This is a genomic window from Kitasatospora sp. NBC_00458 (genome assembly GCF_036013975.1).
In the GTDB taxonomy this organism is placed as follows: Bacteria; Actinomycetota; Actinomycetes; order Streptomycetales; family Streptomycetaceae; genus Kitasatospora.
Window position 1 is genome coordinate 1,804,712 of record NZ_CP107904.1, and the last position, 23,349, is coordinate 1,828,060.

31 protein-coding genes are annotated in these 23,349 nt (G+C 73.9%); 11 read left to right on the forward strand and 20 right to left on the reverse strand.

The window, feature by feature from the left end; all coding sequences use genetic code 11:
* Positions 1-92: 92 nt before the first annotated feature.
* Complete coding sequence (locus tag OG550_RS06485; RefSeq protein ID WP_327675494.1) at positions 93-695, reverse strand: TetR/AcrR family transcriptional regulator; 603 nt, start codon at positions 693-695, stop codon at positions 93-95.
* Between the two features lie 192 nt (positions 696-887).
* The gene (locus OG550_RS06490) at positions 888-1,205 is read right to left on the reverse strand and encodes an ArsR/SmtB family transcription factor (RefSeq protein ID WP_327675496.1); all 318 of its coding nucleotides are present in this window, start codon (positions 1,203-1,205) and stop codon (positions 888-890) included.
* Between the two features lie 114 nt (positions 1,206-1,319).
* On the opposite strand from OG550_RS06490, the gene OG550_RS06495 reads away from it, so the two are divergent.
* Both OG550_RS06495 and OG550_RS06500 read left to right on the forward strand, forming a co-directional pair.
* Positions 1,320-1,664, forward strand: a complete 345-nt coding sequence (locus OG550_RS06495; RefSeq protein WP_327675498.1) for a putative quinol monooxygenase — start codon at positions 1,320-1,322, stop codon at positions 1,662-1,664.
* Positions 1,661-1,837, forward strand: coding sequence for a hypothetical protein (locus tag OG550_RS06500; protein ID WP_327675500.1), 177 nt, complete (start codon positions 1,661-1,663; stop codon positions 1,835-1,837). Before OG550_RS06495 ends, OG550_RS06500 begins: the two co-directional genes overlap by 4 nt.
* Here OG550_RS06500 and OG550_RS06505 read toward each other — a convergent pair.
* Together OG550_RS06505 and OG550_RS06510 are read right to left on the reverse strand one after the other, a co-directional pair.
* Positions 1,825-2,811, reverse strand: a complete 987-nt coding sequence (locus tag OG550_RS06505; protein ID WP_327675502.1) for an aldo/keto reductase — start codon at positions 2,809-2,811, stop codon at positions 1,825-1,827. The two genes, OG550_RS06500 and OG550_RS06505, sit on opposite strands and share 13 nt — an antisense overlap.
* Positions 2,812-3,189: 378 nt before the next feature.
* Positions 3,190-4,974, reverse strand: a complete 1,785-nt coding sequence (locus tag OG550_RS06510) for a serine/threonine-protein kinase (protein WP_327675504.1) — start codon at positions 4,972-4,974, stop codon at positions 3,190-3,192.
* Between the two features lie 151 nt (positions 4,975-5,125).
* On the opposite strand from OG550_RS06510, the gene OG550_RS06515 reads away from it, so the two are divergent.
* Together OG550_RS06515 and OG550_RS06520 are read left to right on the forward strand one after the other, a co-directional pair.
* A complete protein-coding gene (locus OG550_RS06515; protein ID WP_327675506.1) occupies positions 5,126-6,280 on the forward strand; it encodes a serine hydrolase domain-containing protein in 1,155 nt (384 codons plus the stop codon).
* 250 nt (positions 6,281-6,530) lie between these two features.
* On the forward strand, positions 6,531-7,007 hold the full coding sequence (locus OG550_RS06520) for a hypothetical protein (protein ID WP_327675509.1): 477 nt from the start codon (positions 6,531-6,533) through the stop codon (positions 7,005-7,007).
* Positions 7,008-7,107: 100 nt separating this feature from the next.
* Here the strand turns inward: OG550_RS06520 and OG550_RS06525 are convergent, their stop codons facing one another.
* Positions 7,108-7,605 (reverse strand): tetratricopeptide repeat protein, encoded by a 498-nt coding sequence (locus OG550_RS06525; protein WP_327675512.1) that lies wholly within the window; start codon positions 7,603-7,605, stop codon positions 7,108-7,110.
* 106 nt (positions 7,606-7,711) lie between these two features.
* Positions 7,712-8,290: a putative immunity protein gene (locus tag OG550_RS06530; protein ID WP_327675514.1), complete on the reverse strand. Its 579-nt coding sequence runs from the start codon at positions 8,288-8,290 to the stop codon at positions 7,712-7,714.
* A gap of 240 nt (positions 8,291-8,530) precedes the next feature.
* Between OG550_RS06530 and OG550_RS06535 the strand changes: the two genes are divergently transcribed.
* Positions 8,531-9,859 carry a hypothetical protein gene (locus tag OG550_RS06535; RefSeq protein ID WP_327675516.1) on the forward strand — a complete coding sequence of 443 codons (1,329 nt, stop codon included), beginning with the start codon at positions 8,531-8,533 and terminating at the stop codon, positions 9,857-9,859.
* Between the two features lie 173 nt (positions 9,860-10,032).
* Here OG550_RS06535 and OG550_RS06540 read toward each other — a convergent pair whose 3' ends face one another.
* Positions 10,033-10,386 (reverse strand): VOC family protein, encoded by a 354-nt coding sequence (locus tag OG550_RS06540; RefSeq protein ID WP_327675518.1) that lies wholly within the window; start codon positions 10,384-10,386, stop codon positions 10,033-10,035.
* Positions 10,387-10,798: 412 nt separating this feature from the next.
* Between OG550_RS06540 and OG550_RS06545 the strand changes: the two genes are divergently transcribed.
* A complete protein-coding gene (locus OG550_RS06545) occupies positions 10,799-11,302 on the forward strand; it encodes a beta-class carbonic anhydrase (RefSeq protein ID WP_327675520.1) in 504 nt (167 codons plus the stop codon).
* 173 nt (positions 11,303-11,475) lie between these two features.
* Here the strand turns inward: OG550_RS06545 and OG550_RS06550 are convergent, their stop codons facing one another.
* Complete coding sequence (locus OG550_RS06550) at positions 11,476-12,144, reverse strand: NAD(P)-binding domain-containing protein (protein ID WP_327675522.1); 669 nt, start codon at positions 12,142-12,144, stop codon at positions 11,476-11,478.
* A gap of 105 nt (positions 12,145-12,249) precedes the next feature.
* Between OG550_RS06550 and OG550_RS06555 the strand changes: the two genes are divergently transcribed.
* On the forward strand, positions 12,250-12,705 hold the full coding sequence (locus OG550_RS06555; protein ID WP_327675524.1) for a winged helix-turn-helix transcriptional regulator: 456 nt from the start codon (positions 12,250-12,252) through the stop codon (positions 12,703-12,705).
* Between the two features lie 97 nt (positions 12,706-12,802).
* On the opposite strand, the gene OG550_RS06560 is transcribed toward OG550_RS06555, so the two are convergent.
* The 4 genes from OG550_RS06560 to OG550_RS06575 all read right to left on the reverse strand — a co-directional run bounded on the left by OG550_RS06560 (position 12,803) and on the right by OG550_RS06575 (position 15,081).
* Entirely contained in the window at positions 12,803-13,612 is an 810-nt protein-coding gene (locus OG550_RS06560; RefSeq protein ID WP_327675526.1) for an alpha/beta fold hydrolase, read from the reverse strand.
* 72 nt (positions 13,613-13,684) lie between these two features.
* Positions 13,685-14,407 carry a hypothetical protein gene (locus tag OG550_RS06565; protein ID WP_327675528.1) on the reverse strand — a complete coding sequence of 241 codons (723 nt, stop codon included), beginning with the start codon at positions 14,405-14,407 and terminating at the stop codon, positions 13,685-13,687.
* 9 nt (positions 14,408-14,416) lie between these two features.
* Entirely contained in the window at positions 14,417-14,638 is a 222-nt protein-coding gene (locus tag OG550_RS06570; RefSeq protein WP_327675530.1) for a hypothetical protein, read from the reverse strand.
* A complete protein-coding gene (locus OG550_RS06575; RefSeq protein ID WP_327675532.1) occupies positions 14,635-15,081 on the reverse strand; it encodes an ATP-binding protein in 447 nt (148 codons plus the stop codon). Before OG550_RS06575 ends, OG550_RS06570 begins: the two co-directional genes overlap by 4 nt.
* Positions 15,082-15,270: 189 nt before the next feature.
* On the opposite strand from OG550_RS06575, the gene OG550_RS06580 reads away from it, so the two are divergent.
* From OG550_RS06580 to OG550_RS06590, 3 genes are read left to right on the forward strand one after another with little or no spacing between them, the layout of a single operon-like run.
* Complete coding sequence (locus OG550_RS06580; protein ID WP_327675534.1) at positions 15,271-16,131, forward strand: helix-turn-helix domain-containing protein; 861 nt, start codon at positions 15,271-15,273, stop codon at positions 16,129-16,131.
* A complete protein-coding gene (locus tag OG550_RS06585; protein WP_327675536.1) occupies positions 16,128-16,361 on the forward strand; it encodes a DUF397 domain-containing protein in 234 nt (77 codons plus the stop codon). Before OG550_RS06580 ends, OG550_RS06585 begins: the two co-directional genes overlap by 4 nt.
* Before the next feature lie 57 nt (positions 16,362-16,418).
* On the forward strand, positions 16,419-16,652 hold the full coding sequence (locus OG550_RS06590) for a DUF397 domain-containing protein (RefSeq protein ID WP_327675538.1): 234 nt from the start codon (positions 16,419-16,421) through the stop codon (positions 16,650-16,652).
* A 39-nt stretch (positions 16,653-16,691) separates the two neighbouring features.
* Here OG550_RS06590 and OG550_RS06595 read toward each other — a convergent pair whose 3' ends face one another.
* Complete coding sequence (locus OG550_RS06595) at positions 16,692-16,904, reverse strand: hypothetical protein (RefSeq protein ID WP_327675540.1); 213 nt, start codon at positions 16,902-16,904, stop codon at positions 16,692-16,694.
* Positions 16,905-17,051: 147 nt separating this feature from the next.
* The gene (locus OG550_RS06600) at positions 17,052-17,384 is read right to left on the reverse strand and encodes a hypothetical protein (protein WP_327675542.1); all 333 of its coding nucleotides are present in this window, start codon (positions 17,382-17,384) and stop codon (positions 17,052-17,054) included.
* Positions 17,385-17,599: 215 nt separating this feature from the next.
* Here OG550_RS06600 and OG550_RS06605 point away from each other — a divergent pair, with 215 nt between their 5' ends.
* On the forward strand, positions 17,600-18,973 hold the full coding sequence (locus OG550_RS06605) for an FAD-dependent oxidoreductase (protein ID WP_327683706.1): 1,374 nt from the start codon (positions 17,600-17,602) through the stop codon (positions 18,971-18,973).
* A gap of 37 nt (positions 18,974-19,010) precedes the next feature.
* On the opposite strand, the gene OG550_RS06610 is transcribed toward OG550_RS06605, so the two are convergent.
* The 6 genes from OG550_RS06610 to OG550_RS06635 form a co-directional block, all read right to left on the reverse strand.
* Positions 19,011-19,397: a VOC family protein gene (locus OG550_RS06610; protein ID WP_327675544.1), complete on the reverse strand. Its 387-nt coding sequence runs from the start codon at positions 19,395-19,397 to the stop codon at positions 19,011-19,013.
* 318 nt (positions 19,398-19,715) lie between these two features.
* On the reverse strand, positions 19,716-20,204 hold the full coding sequence (locus OG550_RS06615; RefSeq protein WP_327675546.1) for an iron chaperone: 489 nt from the start codon (positions 20,202-20,204) through the stop codon (positions 19,716-19,718).
* Positions 20,205-20,270: 66 nt separating this feature from the next.
* Positions 20,271-20,936 carry a glyoxalase gene (locus tag OG550_RS06620; RefSeq protein ID WP_442906135.1) on the reverse strand — a complete coding sequence of 222 codons (666 nt, stop codon included), beginning with the start codon at positions 20,934-20,936 and terminating at the stop codon, positions 20,271-20,273.
* Positions 20,936-21,457: a helix-turn-helix transcriptional regulator gene (locus OG550_RS06625; RefSeq protein WP_327675550.1), complete on the reverse strand. Its 522-nt coding sequence runs from the start codon at positions 21,455-21,457 to the stop codon at positions 20,936-20,938. The genes OG550_RS06620 and OG550_RS06625 overlap by 1 nt, the downstream gene beginning before the upstream one ends.
* A 153-nt stretch (positions 21,458-21,610) precedes the next feature.
* Entirely contained in the window at positions 21,611-22,021 is a 411-nt protein-coding gene (locus OG550_RS06630; protein ID WP_327675552.1) for a VOC family protein, read from the reverse strand.
* 559 nt (positions 22,022-22,580) lie between these two features.
* Positions 22,581-23,237 (reverse strand): TetR/AcrR family transcriptional regulator, encoded by a 657-nt coding sequence (locus OG550_RS06635; protein ID WP_327675553.1) that lies wholly within the window; start codon positions 23,235-23,237, stop codon positions 22,581-22,583.
* Positions 23,238-23,349: the final 112 nt, after the last annotated feature.

Below are 23,349 nucleotides of genomic sequence, written 5' to 3' on the forward strand. Positions count from 1 at the left end.
GTCGGCGCAGTCGTCCGCCGTCATGTGAGCAGTGATTACATCAGCGCACACCGACCCGGTCAACCCTCCGCGCAAGCACAAGAGCCTTACTTTCAGGGTTGGTTGGCGACTCCCCGCCCGAAGGTGTCCAGCACCTGCACGGCGACCTCCTCCGCCTTCTCCACCGGGAGGTACCCGTCCGCGATCATCTGCGCCAGCCCGTACACCAGCGCCTGTCCCGCCAGCCCCACCAGTGCCGGGTCACCGGGCCGCAGCCTCCCGGCCTCCTGGTCCGCGACGATCACCTCGCCGTACGCCTCGTTCAGCCCGGACAGCCGCTCCCGCAGCTCCGGATGCCGGGACGGCGCGAACACCCGCGAACGCACCAGCTCGAAGCGGTGCGGGTAACGGATCGCGTACCGGACGAAGCCCAGCCCGACGGCCCGCAGCGCCGACCCCTCGCTCGACTCCACCTCGGCCCACTGCCAGCGCTCGAAGTCCGCCAGCACCCGGTCCGCCACCGCCGTCAACAACGCCTGGCGGTCGGCGAAATGACGGAACGGCGCCCCCGCCGACACACCGGCCCGCCGGGCCACCTCGCGCATGCTGATCTTGTCCTGGCCCTGCTCGTCCAGGAGCTCGAACGCCACTCCGACCAGCGCCTCGGGCAGCGCCCCGTGGTGGTAACTCCCCCGCCCTGCGGGCCTCTCCGTCATGTCCGCAGTGCTACCAGCTACCCACCAGTCGGTCCAACCGGCTCCCGGCCGCCCCGGCAGCCGACGGCGACGGGACCGGAACCGGGACCGAGCCAGGGACGGCCGGGGCGGCCAGGGCGGGACCGGGCCAGGGACGGCCGGGACCGGGACCGGGACCGGGCCAGGGCCAGGGCCGCGAAGGGCCGCTCCGGCTCACTCCTCCGGCTCGGCCACCAGGATTCCCAGCAGCCCGGGGAACCGCTGCTCGACGTCGGCCCGCCGCAGGGTGGCCATCCGGCTGTTGCCGCGGTCGACCTGCCGGATCAGCCCGGCCTCCCGCAGGGCGCGGAAGTGGTAGGTGACGGTGGCCTTGGAGACCGGCAGCGCGAAGGAGCTGCACGTCCGCGCCGTGCCGTCGGGCGCCGCAGCCAGCTCGCGCACCACCCTGCGGCGCAGCGGATCGGCGAGCGCCGAGAGCACCGGGCCCAGCGCGATCTCCTCGACGCTCGGGTGGCCTTCGTCGTCCGGCACGGGGAGCACCTCCCTTCAGGTACGGATTGCATCGTACCTACAGGTTCGATAGCGTCCGGAAGGTACGAGATTTCCTGTACCTGCTTTCCTGTACCTGTCGAGGGGGAGACCCGCATGTCCCAGCCGTTCACGCTCGTCGGCACCGCCCGCCCCAAGCCCGAGCGCGCCGAGGAGCTGAAGCAGCTCCTGCTCTCGTTCGTCGAGCCCACCCGCCAGGAGCCCGGCTGCCTGGAGTACCACTTCCACGAGGACCGCGACGAGCCGGGCGTCTTCGTCTTCTACGAGGCCTGGCGCTCGCAGGCCGACCTCGACGCCCACCTCGCGCTCCCCCACCTGCGGGCCTTCTGGGAGCAGCGGATGGACTACCTGGAGACCGACCTCGACATCCGCTTCCTCACCATGCACAGCCCCTACGAGGGGAGCAGCCGGACGGGAGCGTCCGCCACGGCACCCCGGTGACCGCCACCGACCGCACCCGCTCCGCCACCACCCGCCCCGTCCGCCGTCACGACCGCGTCCACCTGCCCGGGCACGCGCCGGGCAGGTGGACGGCTCCGAACGGGCACACCGAACGGACCGGGGCCCGAACGGACACCCCGGTCGAACAGTCGCGGGCGGCCTACCAGGCGTAGTCCTCCGGGGCCGGCTTGTGGCCGGGGAAGAGCTCGTCGAGGCGGGCGAGGAGGTCGTCGTCGAGCTTGACGTCGAGGGAGTGGACGGCGGCGTCGAGGTGGGCCGGGGTGCGCGGGCCGACGATGGGGGCGGTGACGGCGGGGCGGCTCAGGAGCCAGGCGAGGGCGAGGTCCGCGGGGTGCTCGCCGACCTCGTCGGCGAGGTCCTCGTAGGCCTGGATGCGCTCGCGGTTGGCGCCGAGGATCTCGCCGGCGTGCTGGAGGGCGCCGCGGACGAGGCCGCCCTCGCGCTCCTTGCGGATGGCGCCGCTGAGGACGCCGCTGCGGAGCGGGGACCAGGGGAGCAGGCCGAGGCCGTAGTGCTGGAGGGCGGGGATGACCTCCAGTTCGATGGTGCGGTCGAGCAGGTTGTAGAGGGACTGCTCGCTGACGAGGCCGAGGAAGTGCCGGGCGCGGGCGGCCTCCTGGGCCTGGGCGATGTGCCAGCCGCCGAAGTTGCTGGAACCGACGTAGATGATCTTGCCCTGGGCGACCAGGACCTCCATCGCCTGCCAGATCTCCTCCCACGGGGTGTCCCGGTCGATGTGGTGCATCTGGAACAGGTCGATGTGGTCGGTGTTCAGGCGCCGCAGGCTGGCCTCGACGGCGCGGCGGACGGCGAGGGCGGAGAGCCGGCCCTCGTTCGGCCAGTCGCCCATCGGGGCGTAGGCCTTGGTGGCGAGCACGGTCCGCTCGCGGCGTCCGCCGCCCTGGGCGAACCAGCGACCGATGATCTCCTCGGTGCGGCCCTTGTGGTTGCCTTCGGCGTCCCGCCCGTAACCGTTGGCGGTGTCGAAGAAGTTGATGCCCCGTTCGTGGGCGCTGTCCATGATCACATGGGCGTCGGTCTCCTCGGTGTGCGGACCGAAGTTCATGGTGCCCAGGCAGAGTCGGGATACGGTGAGGCCGGTGCGGCCGAGGTGGGTGTACTCCATGGGGCCCAACCCTCCGACGCACCGGCTGTGGTGTCCAGCACATTTCGCATCGTGGCATCCGGGTACCGCAGGTGCCACGGACGCCGCCGGTCACCGACCGCCGTGGGTGGCGAACCTCCTTACGGCCGGGGGCTCGCGAACCGCCGCCAGCGCCCCGCACCGGATCAGGATGGCAGGGATAGCCGGGGTGGCCTGCTGCATCGGCCGGACTGAACCGGCGCGGCGAATTCCCGCACCTGGCGGCCGCGTTCGCCACCGCCGGGCCGCCGACGAGCGACCCGGACGCGACCTTCGACCGGGCGCTGGACCGGGTGATCACGGCCGCGCTCGCCTCCCCGGCGGGCCGGTGACGGCCGCCCGCCCGGACCCGCCCGACCGTCAGACGCGGCTGCGGGCCGCCTCCTGGCGGCTGCCCGGGACGACCAGCCAGAGCAGCCAGGCGCCGGTGCCGAGGATCAGCATGTTGACGGCGATCTGCCACGGGAGGCTCCCGAAGCCGGTCTCCCAGTAGCCGAACCAGGCCTCCAGCAGCGAACCGGTCAGGAACCAGAGCCCCACGTCGGCGACGACGGCCACCGGCCAGACCGCCATCGGGTGCCAGCGCGGGCGCGGCACCGCGTGCACGAGGGCGAGCACGGCCGTGATGCCGAGGGCGGTCGGCACGAAGTCCTGGTCCACCCGGTCGAGGTAGTTCCAGGGCAGGGTCGACCCGGTGATCCAGATCAGCGCCATGCAGCCGATGAAGCGCACCAGCATCGCCGACGCGGGGTGCGGCGCCTGCCGCGCGGCGGTGGCGGCCGGGGCAGCGGCGGCGGCCGTGGGAACGGGCGTGCCGTGGCCGCCCGGGGCCTGCGGCGGGTACCCCTCGGCCGGTGCACCGTAACCCGGCGGCGAAGGCGGCGAGCCCGGCGGAGTGCCCGGCGGAGTGCCGTAGCCCGGAGCGGGCGCCCCGTGGCCCGGCTGAGGCGTGCCGTAACCGCCCTGCGGAACGTAGCCGCCGCCGTAACCGCCCGGGCGGCCCGGACCGCCCGGGGCTCCGTAACCGCCCTCGGAAGCCCCGAAGACCCCGGTCGGCGCCCCGACACCCCCGGCGCCCCCTGCTCCCCCGACACCGCCGCCGAACGGCTGGGCCGCCCCGGGAACCACCCCGGAAGGCACCCCGGGACCCACCCCCGAAGCCCCCACCGCCCCCTGAGCCGCCGCCCCCTGAGCCCCCGCCGACTGCCCCGGCACCCACGCCCCGCCGCCCACTGCGGACTGCCACCCGCCGCCCGCCGACGGCCCCCCGCCCGCGGCCGTCGGCGTCGGCGCCTCCGCCGGCCGCACCGGCCCCGTCACCACGCCCGTCAGCGCCACCGCCTCCAGCGCGGCGAGCGCCTGCTCCGCCGTCGGCCGCCGCGCCGGGTCCTTGGCCAGCAGCGCGCCCAGCAGTGGTGTCAGCCCGTCAGCCCGCAGCGGCGGGCGCGGTTCCTTGGTGACCACGGCGACGCACAGCGCCCCGAACGTCTCCCCGCTGAACGGCGTCTCGCCCTCGACCGCCGCGTACAGCGTCGTGCCGAGCGACCACAGGTCGTTGGCGGGCGCCGGCGGCTTCCCCTCCAACTGCTCGGGGGCCATGTAGGCCGGTGTGCCGATCACCGCTCCGGTGCGGGTGAGCGCCGTGGTGGCGTCCGCCATGTGGGCGATGCCGAAGTCGGTGAGGATGACCCGGTCGCCCATCATGAGGACGTTGTCCGGCTTGAGGTCGCGGTGGACGATCCCGGCCGCGTGGGCCTGCTGGAGCGCCTTGACCATGGCCGCGCCGATCGCGGCGACCCGCGCCACGGGCAGCGCGCCGTCCCGGGAGATCGCGGCGGCCAGCGAGACACCGGTGACGAACTCCATCACGATCACCGGCGAGCCCTCGTGCTCGACGACGTCGTGCACGGTGATGATCCCGGGGTGGTTGAGCCGCGCGGCGGCCCGCGCCTCGCGCAGCACGCGCTGGACGAGCTGCTCGCGTTCGGTCTCGGTGACGCCCTGCGGGAGCAGCACCTCCTTCACGGCGACGTCGCGCCCCAGGGTGGTGTCCCAGCCGCGCCAGACCCGGCCCATGCCGCCCTGGCCGATCAACTCCCGCAGCTGGTAGCGACCCCCGACCAGCGCGCCGTTCTCCCCTGTCACGGAGGTCACCCTAGCGTCACCGGTCCTCGCCCTTGGCGTCGCGTCGTCAAATCGTTTCCGCTCGCCGCCTGGTAGCGCGTACCGTGACCCGGCCGAAGGATCTCCGCCACGGACCGGCCCGTGCCCCCTCCCACGAACAGGACGAACCGCCATGCAGCGCCTTCACGGCTGGGCCGACGACAGGTTCGGCGCCGTCGCCGACGCCTTCGCCCGCAACCACGCCGACTTCCCCGAGCTCGGCTCCGCGGTCACGGTCTTCGCGGACGGCCGGAAGGTCGTCGAGCTGTGGGGCGGGGTCGCGGACGAGCGCACCGGGCGGGCCTGGCAGGCGGACACCGTCGTCCCGGTGTTCTCCTGCGCCAAGGGCCTGGTCGCGGTCTGCGCCCACCTGCTCGCCCAGCAGGGCCGGCTCGACCTCGACGCGCCGATCGCCCGCTACTGGCCCGAGTTCGCGCGCCACGGCAAGGAGACGGTCACCACCCGGGCGGTGCTCGGCCACCGGGCCGGCATCCCGGTGCTGGACGCCGTGCTCTCCTTCGACGAGATCGCCGCCTGGACGCCCGTCGTCCGCGCGATCGAGGAGCAGGAGCCGCTCTGGGAGCCGGGCACGGCGCACGAGTACCACGGACACGTGTTCGGGTTCGTGGTCGGCGAGGTGATCCGCCGGATCACCGGCCTCGCCCCGAGCCGGTTCTTCCGTGAGGCGGTCGCCGAACCGTTCGGCGGACTGGACGCCTGGCTCGGCCTGCCGGAGGCCGAACTGCCGCGCCTGGCCCGGCTGGCGGAGGCCGAGGGCCGCCCTCCGATGCCCGGCCCCGAGCACCTGCTGACCCGCATCGTGACGATGAACGGCGCGCTGGTCTTCCCCGGCCTGGACGAGCCGCACGGCTGGAACGACCCGGCCGTGCACCGGCTCGAACTGCCCGGGGCGGGCGCCGTCGCCTCCGCGACCGGCCTGGCGGGCCTGTACGCGGCGGCCGTCACCGGGATCGAGGGCCGGCCGGGCCGCCTCCTCTCCCCCGCGACCGTGACCGACGCGCTGCGCGAACTGTCTTCCGGCAAGAGCTTCCTGGGCTTCGACGGCGGCTCCCCCTGGGGCTCCGGCGTGGTGCTGGGCTCGCCCGGGTCCCGCCCGATGCTCGGCGCCCGCAGCTTCGGCAACGAGGGGTCGGGCGGCCAGTTCGCCTTCGGTGACGACGAGTTCGGCATCGGCTTCGCGTACCTCTCGAACCGCATGATCGGCTACGGCGACGCCCGCGCCGACCGCCTGACCGACGCCGTCCGCACCTCCCTCTGCGCCGCCTGACGGCCGAAGGCCCGCCGGGCGGCCACGGCGGGGGGCGGGGCGGCGGCCGCCCGGCCCCTCGCCGTGGCCGAGGTGTCGACACGGAAACCCGCGCCCCCGCTCACCGGCAGGTCGACGGCTTCCGGCACCGGCCCCTGCGAGGATCGAGCGGTCCCGGCGGCACCGCGGCGGGTCCGCCCCCGCTCCACCACCACGACCCCGACCCCGTCCGCGACCACGACCGGAACAGCGACCGAGAGGGACGATGGCCATGAGCGACCCGGTGTCACCCGACGAGCCCGACCGGGACCCCGACGAGCACGTGCGGTTCGCGCGCTACCGCCGGGCGTTCGACGAGGTGGCCCCGGAGGACGCGGCCCGTCTCGTCACCCGCGTGCTCACCGATCCCGACCCGGCCGTGGCGAACAGCGCGGTGTGCGAGTACCTCGATCGGCGCGCCGCCGAACTGCTCACGGACCCCGGCTACCCGGCCTGGTCCCACGAGATGACCGGGCCCGCGTCAGCGGACGGGTTCACCGCGCGGCGCCTGCGCGAGTGGGACCTGCTCCGGGCCATGACCCTGGAGGAGCCGTGGGACGCCGCGCAGCTCCTCGCCGCGTCGAACTGGCTGCAGCTCGGCACCGCCGAACGCGCCCCGTCCCGGGCCGCCCTCGAAACCCTCGCCGACGCCGGCCGCACCCGCCGCATCCGCAACACCGCCCGCTCCCACCTGCCCCGCTCCCACTGACCATCCGCCCGCATCACGCACGGCAGCGCGGCCGTTCCCACGGCGAAGACCGCTTCCGGCAGCCGATCCGCCGTCGTCGCGGCGCCCGCCCCGGGTCGGTCTACTGGGTCTCGTCCAGGTGGTCGGCGTAGTACTCGACCGCCCGGCGGTACTTCTGCACGCCGGGGTCGGCGCTGGTCTCCCCCGTCACCCGGAGCAGGGTCCGCACCGCCTCGCGGGGCTCGCCGGTGTTGTACAGCGCCATCGCCAGGAAGGTCCGGAGGGCGGCGTCCTCCGGGAACTCCTCCAGGCCGCGGCGGAGCGTCGCCAGCGACGACTCGTAGCGGCCCAGCACCCGGTAGGTGCTGCCGAGTCCCAGCAGCGCTCCGTGGCGCTCCTCCTCGGACAGGCCGGAGCCGGCCAGTGCCCGTTCGTAGCAGGGGACGGCCTCGGCCTCCAGTCCGAGGGAGTCGTGCGCCCAGGCCGCCTGGTAGGCGAGCGCGGCGTCCTGCGGGTACCGGTCCGACAGGCGGATCAGCTGCTCGCACGCCTCCCGGGTGCCCTCCTCCCGGAGCCGTACCGCCTGCGCCAGGGCCGTCGTCCGCTGCTCGTCGTCCATCCGCCGCACGCTGCCACGACGCCACACGGACCGCAACCGGGTTGTGGTCCGCAGCGTGCGGCGGGGGCGGCGATGTGACGGCGGGTCGGGCTCCGGCGGTCGGCGGTCAGCCGCGGAGCGCCTCGTCGAGCTGTCGGCGGAGCACGGCGGGGCGGGTGCGGCCGGGGGCGCACTCCGGGAACCGGCCGACCAGTGCGCGGACCGCCGGTGGGGCGTGTTCGGCCGCCCGACGGATCTCCCCCTCCCCCACGGCCGGACCGGCCGGTGCCGCGCCGCCCACCACCGCCCCTCCGCCCGCCCCTCCGCCCACCGCGCCTGCGCCCGCGGCGAGTTCGAGGGCGAGCGCCGCGTGGACGGCGGGCTCCAGGGCGTGCTTCACCTGGTGCGGGGTGGCCAGCGGGTGGATGTAGGGGGACGCCGCCGCGTAGCCGGCGGCCCGGGCGGCGGCCGCGGCGGCGGGGTCGTCGACCTCGCGGGCGGCCGCGAGCGCCGCGTGGGCCCGGGCGCGCAGGAGCGCCGTCCGCCTCCCCTCCCGGGCGAAGGCGCGGGCGCCCTCGACCGCCTCACGCGGCCGGGTGTCACCGGGTGCCTCCGCCTCGAACAGCGCCAGCGCCCGTTCGGCGCAGTCGGCGGTCCAGAGCGCGAGGAGGCGGCGGTCGTCGTCGCTGATGCTGACCTCGTTCACCCGGTCATCCTGCCGGTTCCGGCGCCCCGCGTCTCCCGACCGGTCGGGAGACGCGGGGAGACGCGGGGCGGGGGCGAGGGCGGGACGAAGGCGGGGAGAGGGCGGGACGGGCTGGGTCCGCAGCGGCGCCCGAGGGTGATGACACGTCCATCATGCCAGCTCAGCGGGCCCTTTCGTAGGGTCGACGACACACTTCTCCGACCTTGTCCGGGCCCTTTCCCGACTCCCAGAATCTCCTCCATGACTCCCTCGACGAACATCGACCAGGACGCGGTCCTGCGAGCGCGGACCATGCTGCTCGGAACCGACCAGCCGAGCCTCGGCCAACAGGTCGGGGCGTACCGGGTGCTGGCGGAGGCCAACCCGTCCGTTCACCTGCCCCGACTCGTGCGGGCGCTCCTCCGGAGCGGCTGGGCAACGGAGTTGCGCGACCGGCCGGACCTCCGGCTGCCCCTGTTCGCCGAGGCGGCCGCGGCCGCCCGGCGCATCGACGCCGCCGACCCGGCGAGGACCAGGCTGCTGGTCGACGCCCTGTCCGGCTACCAGCACCAGCTGTACGCCGCCGGCCGGCGCTCGGAGGGGTTCGCGGTGTGCCGCGAGATGGCCGAGGCCGGACGGTCGGGCTTCGAACGGGGGCAGGTGGAGAGCCCCGTGCACGGGCACGGCCGGCTGGCGGCCGTCCTCGCCGAGGAGGGCCGCCACGCCGAGGCGGCGGCGATCCTCGGGAGGGTCGGGCGGAACCGCCGATCGGACGATGCCCAGGACGACACCTTTAGTGCACACTTCTGGAGGGTGGTCGCCTGGTCGGCCGAACTGGACGCGGCCGGTCTGCACGGGGAGGCCCTGGACGCGTTCGCCGCGCTCGTGGACGACACCCGCGCCGAGCACCGCGTCGACGGCACCGCGTCCGCCGTCCTCGCCTGGACCCTGGTCCGCCACGCCGAGATGCTGGACGCGGCAGGGCGCGGGCCGGAGGCGGGCACCGCCAGGTCCGAGGCCCTCGACCTCCTCACCGGGCTGGCCGACTCCGGGGAGCCCGTGAGCTGGAGCAACATCAACGCCTGGTGGGCCGTGCTGCTCTCGCTCTCCGGCCGGCACGCCGAACCCGCGGGCACGGCCGACGCCCCGGCCCCGCCGTTCGGCCAGGACGAGGACTGGTCACCCGACGTCAGGCAGGTCTACTCCGAGGGCCTGCCCGCCCTCGAAGCCTCGGTCGGCGAGCTCACCGCCCGCACGGCCGCCCACACCGGTGCGGACGGGTCGGGCTCCTGCCAGCACCTCGCCGAACTCGTCGCCGTCCAGCGGCGATTGACGATCCGCACGGCGGTGCTCCGGGAGCGGCGATGCTACATCCTTGAGCCGCTGCACACGCTGTTCGACGAAGGTGTGGCACTCGCCCGACGCCTCTCCGCGACGGCGGAGGCGGCGGACCGGGCCGGCGCGGCGGCGCCCGGAGGGCGGGCCGCGCTCGGCCGGGCCCTCACCGATCGCGCCATGTTCCGCGTGGCCGCCAAGCAGTACCGCGAGGCCCGCGACGACTTCCGGGAAGCCGTCGGCCTGTTGGGCTGACACGGGCGCGGGCGCAGGGGCCTCAGCGTGGGCCGCAGCGTGGGCCGGGGTGTACGAGGCCGGGGGGTGTACGAGGCCGCGGGCGTGGCGGGGCGCGGGCGCGGCAGGGCGGAAGCCGCAGCCGCGGGGGACCGCCCGGAACCGGGGCACACACCGCCCGGGCGCGGGGGCGGTCAGGCGGGCTGCCAGAGTTCGATCCGGTTGCCCTCGGGGTCGGTGACCCAGCCGAACCGGCCGACGCCCTCCATCTCCTGGGTCTCCCCGGCCACGTCCGCTCCCGCCGCGCGCAGCTGCGCGAGCATCGCGTCGAGGTCGCCGACCCGGAAGTTGAGCATGGTCTGCTGGGTGCGGGGCCCGAAGTAGTCCGTCCCGGACTCGAACGCCGCGAAGACCGTCGGCCCGGCGCCCTGCTGCCAGAGGCCGTTCTCGTCGGCGTCCAGGCCCAGGCACTCGCGGTACCAGGCGCCGAGGGACGCCGGGTCGGCGGCGCGCAGGAAGTACCCGCCGATTCCAAGCACTCGTTCCATGCCGCCATCCTGCCAGGGCGGCGGGCGGGCGGGCCCGGCACCACACCGTCGCCCGCTGCGCGCGTCCCCGCCCGGCGGCGAGGGGACCGTACGGCCGTCACGGACCGTCCGCGGCGGCGGGGACGCGCGGCCGGGCGCGTGCTCCGCTCCCGGGCGGTGAACTCCCCTCGTTCGGGTGGGGTTTGGGCGTTCTCCTGGCGCCGTGCCCGTTCGCCGCACTACCGTCGCGGTATGACCGACCTTGTCCGCCGTCGTCACGTGGACTACGGCTACATCGCCGGCGCGGGCTGTCCCGCCGGCCACTGACCGCGCCGCTCACGTCGGCCGCCCGGTCCGGGCGTCGAGGCCCGTGCGCCTCCGCCCCTCGGTACCCCGCCCTCCCGTTCGCCCTCCTTCCCCCAAGGGGACAGCCATGACCGCATTCAGCTCCGTCACCGAGCACTACCTCCACAACAACGCCGCCTACGCCGCCGGATTCGAGGGTCCGCTGCCGCTGCCCCCGGCCCGTCGGACCGCCGTACTCGCCTGCATGGACGCCCGGTTGAACGTCTACGGCGTCCTCGGGCTGAACGAGGGCGACTCGCACGTGATCCGCAACGCGGGCGGCGTGGCGACCGACGACGCGATCCGCTCACTGGCCATCAGCCAGCGGCTGCTGGGCACCGAGGAGATCATCCTGATCCACCACACCGACTGCGGGATGCTGACCTTCGGGGACGACGCCTTCCGCGAGTCGATCCGCGAGGAGACCGGCGTCAAGCCCCCGTGGGCCGCCGAGGCCTTCGCCGACCTGGAGACGGACGTACGGCAGTCGGTCGCGCGGATCAGGACCAGCCCGTTCGTCCCGAAGACGGACGCGGTGCGCGGCTTCGTCTTCGACGTGGCCACCGGCAAGCTCGACGAGGTCGTGCTGTAGGGGAGGCCGAAGCCCCGCGACCTGTTCGGCGCACCCGAGGCAGCCCCCCGACCGCCCGTGCAGGGCTCACCTCCCCGAAGCGGTGAGCCCTGCACGGGCGCGGTCCGCGGAGCCCGCCGATGCCCGCCGACAGGCGCCCGGCGCCGACCGGCACCCGCGGCCGTCGGCCCGGTTCAGAGCTGCTCGTCGTCCACCGCGCCGGGCGCCAACGCCGGTGCGGGGAAGGCGTACCGGGCCTCGCCACCGTCCCACCACACGCCGATCGCGAACACCGCCGCCGACTCCAGCAGCCCCGCCCGCTCCAGCCCGCCGCAGGAGGCGGCCGTGCAGCCCATCGACTCGACCAGCGCGGTCACCAGCTCGACAGCGCCCTGCGAGTCCGCACAGAACGGCACGGTGAGCGGCATGCCCACGAAGGCGGGGTGGGGCATGGTCCAGATGCTCTCGTGGCAGATGCCGAACACCTTGGCCACCCGGGCGCCGGGCGCCGCCGCCGCGAGGCGCACCGCGATGGAGTCGCCGCCGCCGGACGTGGTCACCACCGGGCCGCCCGTGCCGGGCGCCATCGGCACGGTGCAGTCCAGGAGGGTCCGGCCGGCCAGGTCCCCGGCCAGGCCTCCCACCACCGCCACCGCGACGTCGGCGGGCACGGCGACCAGCACCGCCTCGCCGAACCGCGCCGCGTCCGCCAGCCCCCCGCTGCCCGCGGCCCGGATCCGGGTGGCCGTCTTCAGCGCCGCACCGGGGTCGCGCCCGCCCACCAGGACCTCGTGCCCGGCCCGCACCCAGGCCCCGCCGAGTCCCGCCGCCATGGCGCCCGTTCCGAGAATGCCGATCCGCATGCCGTTCTCCCCACCTCGTGTCGATGGCGGCCGACCGCCGCTCCCCGGACACTAGGCGGGCCGATACACACCGCACGGTAGGCATCGGCCGGGCAGGATGTCCGCATGGGAGATGCCGAGAACCCGCCGCCCGCACCGCACCACGGCACACCCGACGGCGCACGGGACGCCGTCGACCGGGAGGAGGACCTGGGCGGGGACGTGTTCGCGTCCGACTGCCGGGCCCGGATCGCCTTCGAGGTGATCGCCGGCCGCTGGGACAGCGTGGTCGTCTACATCCTCGGCGAGCAGGGTCCGATGCGGCCGCGCGCGATGCTCGCCCGGATCGGCGGGATCAGCCCGAAGGTGCTCAACGACGCGCTGCGGCGGCTGGAGTACAACGGCCTGGTCGAACGCCGCCGCTACGCCGAGAGCCCGCCCCGGGTCGACTACGCCCTGACGGAGGCGGGTGCGGCGCTGATCGGCCCGATCCGGGCCCTGGGCGCCTGGTCGGCCGCCCACGGTGACGCCGTGCTCGCCGCGCAGGACCGCTTCGGCGCCGAGGAGGCGCAGGGCGCCTGACGGGCGCGAGCGGACGGGAGTGCGCGCGTACGGGGCGCGGGCGGACGGGGCGTACAGCAGGGCGTGCGCGGCTGTTTTCGCGCCCCTCCCGCGCTTCTCACCCCAAGACGCGCGGCAGCATCACCCGCACCCATTCCTCCGGCTGCGACAGATGCGGAGCGTGACCGGCACCGTGGTAGAGGTGCCGTTCCGGCTTGGGCAGCGAGAGATCGATCAGGTCCAGCACCTCCCCGTACATCGGCTGGCTGTCGTCGCTCTGGGTGAGCAGGACGGGCTCGGTGAAGCGGTTCAGCGCGGTGAGGTCGAGGTCGAGCGCGTCCGGGTCGCGCAGCTCGTCCAGGTACGTCGGCGCGTTGCGGATGTACGTGTGCCGGACCGGCGCGGGCAGCTGCTCCCACGCCCCCGGTCCGAGGGCGATGGTGTCCACGTACAGTTCGGCGGCCGCCGCGGACTCCGCCTGCTCCAGCAGCTCCCGGACGGCGCTGATCCGCTCCGCGAAGGCCACCCCGATCGGCCGCAGCTCCGGATCCGCGAGCAGGACACCGGTCGCGGGCGGCTCGTGCACGGCCACGCCGCGCAACAGGTCGGGGCGGGCGGCGGCGAGGCGCAGGGCGACGAGGGAGCCGTAGGAGTCGCCGATGGCGTAGGCGGGCGCGAGGCCGAGGCCCCGGACCAGGCCCGCCAGGTCGGCGGCGTCCTCGTAGACGGAGCCCTGGGTGAGCAGGTCCTCGCTGCGGCTGTGCCCGCGCCGGTCGTAGGCGACGACGGTGGCCTGCTCGGCGAGACCGGGCAGTACGCGGGACCAGCCGTCGGCGTCGGTCCACGACCCGTGGACCAGGACCAGACCGGGCCCGGCGCCCCGGGTCTCGAAGTACAGCGACACCCCGTTCACCCTGATCTCGGCCATCGCGGGCCTCCCGACCTCGGTCGTGCTCCGACTCCGCCCCACCCACCAGCGTGACACACCCGGTCGCCCCGGTCAGATCAGTGGCCCGAGGACCCCGCGCCCCCAGCGGCCGAGCCAGGAGACGGTCACGGAGTGCTCCGCCTGGCCGTCGGTCGACTCGTCGTAGGGGAGGACGGCGGTGGGCGCGAGCCAGCCCTCCCCCGGGTCGATGCGCAGGCGCAGGACGCGCAGGGGGCGCTGGAGGGCGACGTAGCGGCGCAGGTCGGAGGTGGCGGGGCGGTGGTCCTCGTAGCGGTCGTGGACGGTGCGGCAGACGGACTTGATGTCGGTGTCGGAGAGGAGGAGGTAGCGGCTGCCCGGCCCGAGGTTGACGCACAGGCGCCGGCGGGCGGTCTCGCGGTCCGCGTAGGGGAGGTTCTGGTGGTTGTCGACGTGCAGGCCGGAGCGGAGCCCGGAGGCGGGGTTCAGGTGGGTGACGGGCAGGCCGGGGGCGTCGCAGGCCTCACCGAGGGTGACGGGGATGGGGTCCCCCAGCCCGTACACGAGGGTGGTGAGGGCCCGGAGGTCGAAGACGCTGCCGGGGAGGCGGAAGAGTTCGACCAGCCCGCTGTCCCGGGTGAGGACGCCGGGCGCGAACCGCTCGGGGCAGCCGTCGGAGAGCGGCTGCCAGGCGCCGTCGGGGAGGACGGCGGCGGCGTCGTGGCCCGGCCGGCGGGTCTGCCGGGAGACGCCGGCCGTCTCGCAGCGGGAGCGCAGGCGGGCCGGATCCTGGAAGGCGATGGCGGCGGGGTGCATGGCGAGGTGCTACTCCCTGTCGTGGCGGCGGCTGTCGAGGTAGTCGTCGGACCAACTGACCCCCCGGTTCACGGCCGTGGCGAACGTCATCCACCAGATGAGGTCGGCGGAGACGGGCTCCACGAGCGAGGAGGCGAGGGAGGCGAGCCCTGCACTGGCGGCGAACACGATGGCGACGGCTACGACTTCGGCGGGGGCGGGGCGGTTGCCGCTGTTACACATTCGGGTCAACTCCGGAGCAGGGGCGGCGGGTTGCGGTTCTCGTCGAGCAGGACACGCACCCACACCCGCTTGCCGGCACCGCGCCTGACCACGACGCCGAAGTCGAAGGCGAGTTCGCGGACCATCTCGATCCCCCGGCCGCCCTCGCCGAACCGGCGGGGGCGGCGCTCCAGGAGCGGGAGGTCGAAGCGCGGGTCCCAGACTTCGAGCCGACAGTCGCCGTCGAACTCCTGGAGGTAGAGCCGGACTTCGCCGTGCCCCTGGCAGGCGTGGACGACGGCGTTGGTGACGAGCTCGGAGACGATCAGGACGAGGTCGTCGACCCGCTCCCCCGCCCACCCCCAGGAGGTCAGCTGGTCGCGGATCCGGCGGCGAGCGGTCCGCACCGAGGTGCAGTGGTCGGTGAGGGCGGTCTCCCAGGTGCGGAGGACAGGCCGGCTCAAAGTGGACATGGCGAGCCCCTTCGGCGCATGCGGGAAGCTCCGTCAGGAGCGTGTCCGCTCGGTCACGTTGAGTGTGAATCCTCGCGATTCGAAAACACAACAGAACGTCGTAGAAAATCGGTGGATCTTGAAAGCGGCTTGAGTCGCGGCCCCGCTTGAGGCAAGACTGGTCATCAACATCCGAAGGGAGGAACCCACTTGACCACCGACCTCTCCACGATCCGGCAGATCAGACTCGGCGACGAACTGCGAGCCCTGCGACTGGAGCAGAACAAGAAGCTCCTGGAGGTCACGCGCGGTCTGAAGGGTTGGAGCGCGGCCCGGCTCAGCAAGATGGAGCGCGCCGAGCAGCCCGTCGGCCCCACGGACCTCGCGACCCTCCTGGACTACTACGGAGTCGGCGGCGCGGACCGGGAGTACTACGAGAACCTCCTCGGCAGCGGCCCGCCGAAGCAGTGGTGGCGCAACCTCGACTACGCCGAGGCGATCACGCCGGCGTTCGCGGAGTACCTCGCGCTCGAAGCCGAGGCATCGCACATGCTCGACTACTTTCCCTCCGGATTCCCCGGCCTGATCCAAACCGAGGGCTACGCCAAGGAGATGATCGCCGCCGGTCTCGACTCGCCCAACGAGGAGCGCGTCGAAGCCGGAGCAGAGGTCCGCATCCTTCGCCAACGCCGACTCACGGAAAGTCCGACCCTCACCTTGGAGGCGTACTTCGGCGAAGTCGCACTGCTCATCGCAGGCGATCAGTCCGTCCTCGCGAAGCAGATCCGCCACGCCATCGAGGTCGCACAGTCCGCCAACGTCACGCTGCACATGGTGCCGCTGAGTTGCGGACGCCCCGGCATCCTCTCATCGGGCATCACTCTCATGCGGTTCCCAGGCGATACCGAAAATGGCTTCGTATTCATCGAAGCCGTCGGCGGTATGCTCCCGCGTAGAACGGGACGCGACGTTCGACGAGCCGAGCGAGCCTTCGCGCGGGTCAAGCGGCATGCGTTGTCTCCCGACGACACCATCATCGCCCTTGAACGCAAGTTGGAAGAGCTGAAGTGAGCGAGAAGCACGACCCCTACGGCCACGACCCTGCCGACGCGAACTGGATGAAGTCTCCCTTCTCCGGCGATGGCAACGGCAACTGTGTGATCATCGCCCGCTTCCCCAACGGCGACGTCTGGCTCGGCGACGACAAGGACCTCACCCGCCCCCACCTCGCCTTCGACCACGCCGAATGGGCCGCCTTCACCAAGGCCATCACGACCGGCTCCCCCGACTTCACCGCCTGACCCACGAGGGTCCTGCCCACCCGGGTAGGACCCTCACTCGCACCGTAGGAGACCTCCGTGAGCGCGAAGCACGACCCCTACGACCACGACCCCGCCGACGCCGCCTGGACCAAGTCCCCCTTCTCCGGCGACTCCAACGGCAACTGCGTGATCATCGCCCGCTTCCCCAACGGCGACGTCTGGCTCGGCGACGACAAGGACCTCACCCGCCCCCACCTCGCCTTCGACCACGCCGAATGGGCCGCCTTCACCAAGGCCGTCGAAACCGGCTCCCCCGGCTTCACCGCCTGACCGGCTCGCCCTCCCCGTGGCCCGCGCCCGCGCTTCCGCTCAGTCGAGGTCTAGGACGACAACGGCGCGGGCGCGGACGGCCGCCACGGACATCAGGCGGGACCACCAGTGCGCCCGTCTGTGCTCGGTTCCCCGGCGGGGGACGTCCTCCACCAGCTCCGTCCAGGCCCGCTCGTCGTCGAGCCCCTCCGGCTCCGGCGCGAGCTCCTCGTCTTCCCCGTCCTCGCCCTCCGCCTGATCCACTGCGGGCATCAACTACCCCTCCCCACAAGCCGTAGAGCCGCAGCATAACTCCGGAACGGCCGCCTCGTCCCCGACCGCGGCGGCCTCGTCGTGCCACCCTCCCGCGGGAGTGCGAAGTCGGCGGGTCCGACGTCCCACTCGGCCTCCTCACCCGGGTCACGTGTCGTAGTACTCGCCGTCGTCCCCCTGGACCCGCGCGTCCAGCGCCCTCGCCAGCCGGCACATCTTCGCGAGCAGCTCATCGCCGGGATGCTTGGCCGAGATCCGCCCCGCACTCCACCACAGGGCCTCGCGGAGGAGTGGGCTGCCCCTCCCCCCGGGGCCGGCTTCGGGAACCCACTCGACGTCCCCCCGCCACTCCTCCGGCGTCGGCAGCATCACGAGTTCGGGATCGGCCGCGACCACCGCTTCCCATGCGGCCGCGCCGATGTCCTCGCCCTCGTCGTCCCACCAGTCCTGACGCCGCGTGATGTGCACGTCGTAACCCATACCGGCCAACGTAGGGCGCAGGACCGACACTTGATCACCGGGCCGGGGCCGGGGGTGGACCGGGGCCGCACGAAGGCGCCCGGGCCTCCGGCGCTCCGGCACGCTCCGCGCCCTCCTCCGCGCCCTCCCCCACAGGTCAGCGGGCGGGGCCGGTGGTCGTTCGAAGATCACCGAGCAGTATGATCGCTCCGCAACACGACGCGAAGGGGAGTTCGGTGGCGCGGGTTGCGGTGATCGGTGGAGGAATCAGCGGGCTGGGCACAGCGCTCATGCTCGGTCGTCGGGGCCACGCGGTCACGTTGTTCGAACAGGACGCGCGGCAGGCCGGGGACGACCTGCACCAGGACTTCTTCCGCTGGAGCAGGCCGCGCATCCCGCAGGCCGTCCAGCCCCACTCGCTCCTCGCACCGGTGCGCTCCGTGCTGCTCGCCGAGATACCCGACGTCTACGCGGACCTGCTGGCGCGCGGGGCCCGGGAGTACCACGAGTTCGACTGGTTCGGCGAGCACCCGCCGCATCGCGACGGCGACGAGGACCTGGTGACCCTGCGCACCCGCCGCATCGTGCTGGAGGCCTCGCTGACCTCGGCCGTACGACGGGAGCCCGGCATCGACGTGCGGCAGGGCGGCCGGGTGCAGGGCCTCACCTTCGACGCGGACCGCCCCACCCGGGTCACCGGCGTGCGGGTGGACGGCGGGGCGCACCCGGCGGACCTCGTCGTCGACGCGTCGGGCCGCCGCTCGCGCGTCCCCGACTGGCTGGTCGCGGCCGGCTGCCGCCCGCCCGTCGTCGAGAGCCACCGCACCGGGCTCGCCTACCTCTGCCGCTGGTACCGGCTGCGCGGCGACGGCCCGCGTGACCCGGGGAAGGTGAAGAACGGTTCGGCCGCGCCGTACGCGATCGCCGGTGTCTTCCCCTCCGACAACGACACCTTCGCGGTGAACCTGCTGCTCTCCACGACTGATCCGACCCGCGGCGCGCTCACCGACCCCGCCGTGTTCGAGGCCGTCGCCCGCCGGTTCCCCGCCACCGCCGCCTGGCTCGACCTGGACCCCGAACCGCAGTCGGCCGTGCTGGCGATGGCCGGCCTGGACAACCGCTGGACCTCGCTCGTCGACGAAGAAGGCCCGGTCGTCACCGGCCTGGTCAACACCGGGGACAGCCTCGTCCACACCAACCCCACCCTGGGGCACGGCGTGGCCTTCGGCCTGCGCGCCGCCCAGTACCTCGCCGGGCACGCCGACCGGATCGCCGCGGACCCCGCCGACTACCACGCCTGGGCGGCGCAGGCCCTCCGCCCGTGGTTCGACGACCAGGTGACGGCCGACCGCGCCAACGAGCAGCGCCTCACCGGGGGCGCGCCGCCGCCGGAGCGGCGGGCCGCCGCCCTGGCCGCCTGCGCGTTCGACGATCCCGTCGTCATGCGGGCCCGCGCCCACGTCCGCCACCTCCTGCAGCCGGCCGACGCCGCCTACGGCACCGACGAGGTGGACCGGCACGTCACCGCCTGGCTGGCGGCCAACCCGGACTTCTCCCCGGAGCACGACGGCCCGAGCCGCGCCGAGTGGGACGCGCTCATCCCGGGCTGAGCGCCCCCCGGCGACCCTGCGGCCCGGCGGTCCGCCGCTACTTGCTGTGCACGATCTGGATCAGGTTGCCGCAGGTGTCGTCGAGGACCGCCGTGGTGACCGGGCCCATCTCCGTCGGCTCCTGCGTGAAGCGCACCCCGAGGGCGCGCAGCCGCTCGAACTCCGCCGGCACGTCGTCCACCGCGAAGGAGGTCGCCGGGATGCCGTCCCTGACCAGCGCCGTCTTGTACGGCTTCACCGCGGGGTGGCCGTCGGGCTCCAGCAGCAGTTCGGTCCCGTCGGGCGCCTCCGGCGAGACCACGGTCAGCCACCGGTCCTTGCCGATGGGGACCTCGGTCTTCTTCACGAAGCCCAGCACGTCCGTGTAGAAGCGCAGGGCCTTCTCCTGGTCGTCGACGAAGACGCTGGTCAGGTGGATCCGCATGAGGCCCTCCGGGGCGTCGGGCCTGAGCCGCCGGGTCACGATGCGCTCAGGGGTTCGGTGTCCAGATCATGAAACCGGGTGCGCCGACGCCGCCCGCCCACCGACACGCGGCCCGTGGCCGGGCGCCGCGCGGGCCGTCGGGGCACGGACCGGCGCCCGGGGTACCGCCGGGCCGCTCCGGGCGATGCCCTGCCGTCCTCGGGAAGCCGGTGTCGTCCACGGCCGACAGCTCGGGCCGCCCCGGCCGCACCGCCCCCGACCGCACCGCCCCCGGCTGCATCGGCCCACACCGGCCGGGTGAGGACACCCGGCGGAGCGCTACCGGCCCACCGCCCGCCTGACGAGCGCGCCGATGCGCTCCTCGTCGGCCTCGGTCAGCTCCCGCACGGCGAAGGCGGTCGGCCACACGGCGCCGTCGTCGAGTGCCGCCTGGTCGCTGAAGCCGAGCGTGGCGTACCTCGACTTGAACTTCTCCGCGCTCTGGAAGTGGCAGACGACCTTGCCGTCCCTGGCGTACGCGGGCATCCCGTACCAGAGCTTGGGCGCGAGGTCCGGAGCGGCGGTCCTGATGATCCCGTGGATCCGCTCGGCGAGGACGCGGTCCGCCTCCGGCATCTCGGCGATCTTCGCGAGCACGTCCCGCTCCTCCGCGGCCGCCTTCTCCGCCCGGGACGAGCCGCGCCGCGCCGTCGCCTTCTTCTGCTCGCTCGCGTGGTCCTTCATCGCGGCCCGCTCCTCGGCGGTGAATCCGTCGTACTTCTCGGCGGTCGTGCCGGAGACCTCGGCGGGCGACTTCGTGGACGGCATGGCGGGTTCCTCTCGTACGGGGTCAAGCGAGACGGGGTCAAGCGGGGCGGGAGCGGGGGCCGGAGGTCAGGACGGCGTGGGGGCGAGCGACTTGGCGGCCTCCCAGGCGAACCCGTCCGGGTCGGTGAAGTCGTCGGCGGTGCCCCCGAGGACGATGCGGTGCGAGCCGGTGCCGTCGACGGGCACGCCGAGGTCCTTGGCGAGGGCACGGCGCTTGTACAGCGCCAGCGTGACCTGGCTGGACTTGCCGGGGGCGAACTCGGCGTACTTGCCGCCGAAGCTCTTGGCCACGGTCAGGCCCCGGCCGGTGTAGAGCTGCCTGGTGGCCTTCACGTCCTCGACGCCGATCAGCAGGACGACCGCGTCGATCTCGCGGGTGGCGGGGCCGGTGTCCTTCTTCGCCGAGGTCGCGATCTTCCAGATCGTCCCGTCCGGGGCCCGGACGACGCCGCTGTAGCCCCACAGCGACTTCGCGGCGGGCTTCAGGACCGTGGCGCCGGCGTCGACGGCGGCGTTGAAGAAGCCGTCGACGGTGGCCGGCCCGGACACGGTGAGCGCCAGGGTGAAGCCGCGGAATCCGGTGGAGTGCGCCGCGGACGCCCGCAGACGGATGTACGAGTCCACGCCGAAGGCGCTGTAGAAGCGGCCGGCGGCCTCGGGGTCGGCCACCTCCAGGGTGACGGAGGCGAGGGACGTACGGGCTGCGGTGGAAGCGGTGGTTGCCATGACCATCACGCTAGGGGCTGCTCGGCGGCCGGGGCTTCTCGATTCCTGACCGGTCTCGAAACCTGCTTCGCCACGCACGCCGGCATCCCCTCCACCTTGACCGCCGTCCCCGCGTCGGGGGCCGCTCCCGCGGCGTCGGTGTGACCGGCCGCCGCGTCCGCCGCCTGGCGCCGGAAGGCCCCGGGCGGCATGCCGACCAGCTCGGTGAAGCGGGTGGTGAACGTGCCCAGCGACGCGCAGCCGACCTCGAAGCAGATCTCGGTGACACTGAGGTCGCCCCGCCGCAGCAGCGCCGCCGCCCGCTCGATGCGACGCGTCATCAGGTACGCGTACGGCGACTCGCCGTACGCGGCCCGGAACTGCCGGCTCAGGTGCCCGGCGGACATGTTCACGTCCCGGGCGAGCGCCTCCACGTTCAGCGGCTGCGCGTACTCCCTGTCGATCCGGTCGCGGACGCGGCGCAGCCGCGCGAGATCGGCCAGGCGCTGCGCCTGGACGCGTGCACGCCGCCATTCGGACTTGCACATGGATCCGTCCTCCCCTTGGTCCTTCATCTTCCACTTCCCCTTCCACCGACGTCTTCGGGTGCCCGGTGGTCCGCCCGGGCGGACCACCGGACCCCGCCCGCCGGGCGGGCGGGCGCGGTACCGGCCCGCACCGCCGCACCGGCCCCGTACGGCTCAGCGCACCTCCTGGATGCGGACCAGGTTGCCCGCGGGATCGCGGAACGCGCAGTCGCGCACGCCGTACGGCTGCCGGGTCGGCTCCTGGACGACCTCGGTGTCACCGGCCTGCACCTTCTCGAACGTGGCGTCGAGGTCGGGGGTGGCCAGCAGGATCCAGCCGTAGGTGCCCTTGGCCATCATCTCGGTGATCATGCGGTGCTCGTCCTCGGTGATGCCGGGGTCGGCGGCGGGCGGCGCCAGCAGGATCGACGTGCCCGGCTGACCGGCCGGACCGACCGTGATCCAGCGCATCCTGCCCTGCCCGACGTCGCTGCGGACCTCGAAACCGAGGACGTCGCGGTAGAAGGCGAGCGACGCGTCCGGGTCGTCGTGCGGAAGGGCGGTCGTGTGAATGGTGATGTCCATGGTGAGCAGGCTAGGGGCGGCTCCGTGGAGCGCGCTTCTCGATTCCTGATCGGCCCGGACACACCAGGACGTTCACGGGCATCCCACCCGCGGGTCTCCGCCTCCCGTGCGGGTGCACTCCGCCGTGGGGGCCGGCGACCGTCGGGCCCGCGGACGACGTGGCGCCACCACGGCGTCAGGGGATGTCATGAGCGTCGTGGGCAAGGCCCTCCGCCCGATCGACGGCGAGCACCGGAGCGTCTGCACTCCGCACCCCCGGCGCCTTCCGGGTTCCGCCGCGGACGACGGTGCGTCAGGCCCGCTTCAGCGGACCGGCCGGCCGGGCGCCGCAGCACGTACTCGATCACGTGGCGGACGCCGGAGGCTGCACGACGGACAGCCGACGGGTGGCCTCCCGCACCGTCACGGCCAGCCGCCCGACCTCCACCGCCAGCCGCTCCCGCCCCGCCGGGGACAGGGTGAAGATCCGTCGGGCCCGCCCGTCGACACCCGGCCCCGGAGGTCCGGGTCCGCCGCCCACCCGGCCGAGCCCCGGCGGCCCCGACCGTCGCCGCAACCCTCAACCGGCTCGCAGGGCCGACAGAACGCTTCCCAGGCCCTCGCCGAGGAGCCCGAAGGCCCGGTCGGCGTCCGAGACGGCCTCGGGGTGGACCTCGTCCGCGGTGCGCCCGGCGACGATCTTCCGCCAGTTCTCCCGGGCGAGGACCTGGTGGACGGCGACGAGCTGGGTGGCGGCCAGCCGCGGCGCCAGGTCGTACGGCTCGACGGCGACCGCCTCGCGCAGGGCTTCGGCGAGGGCGTCCTGGTCCTGGGCGCCGAAGCGGGCGAGCCGCGCCTCCAGGGCCGGGGTGGAGTACACCAGGCCGTGGAAGGCGAGCACCTCGGGATGGTCGTTGAGGCCGGTGACGGGGTCGCGTTCCTTCAGGCCGGTGCGGAAGTGGCGGTGCAGCGCCGTCAGCGGCGGCTCCCCGGGGGCGCGCTCGCGCACGACGCGGGCCGCCTCGCCCTGGTGGTCGGCGAACCGGTGCAGGACCAGGTCCTCCTTGGAGGGGAAGTACCGGAAGAGCGTCGGCTTCGACACCTCCGCGGCGGCGGCGACGTCGGCGACCGAGACCCGGTCGTACCCGAGCTCCAGGAACAGCGTGATCGCCGCGTCGGAGATGGCCCGGTGCGTCCGCTCCTTCTTGCGCGCCCGCAGACCCGTCTGCTCGTTCATGCGGTCCACCGTAGCACGCGGTGCAACCCGGTCTCTATCGTTACCCGGTTGCGTTTTTAACCGGGTTGCGCTTTCCTGGAGGCCGAACGAACACGCCGAACGACACGACGAA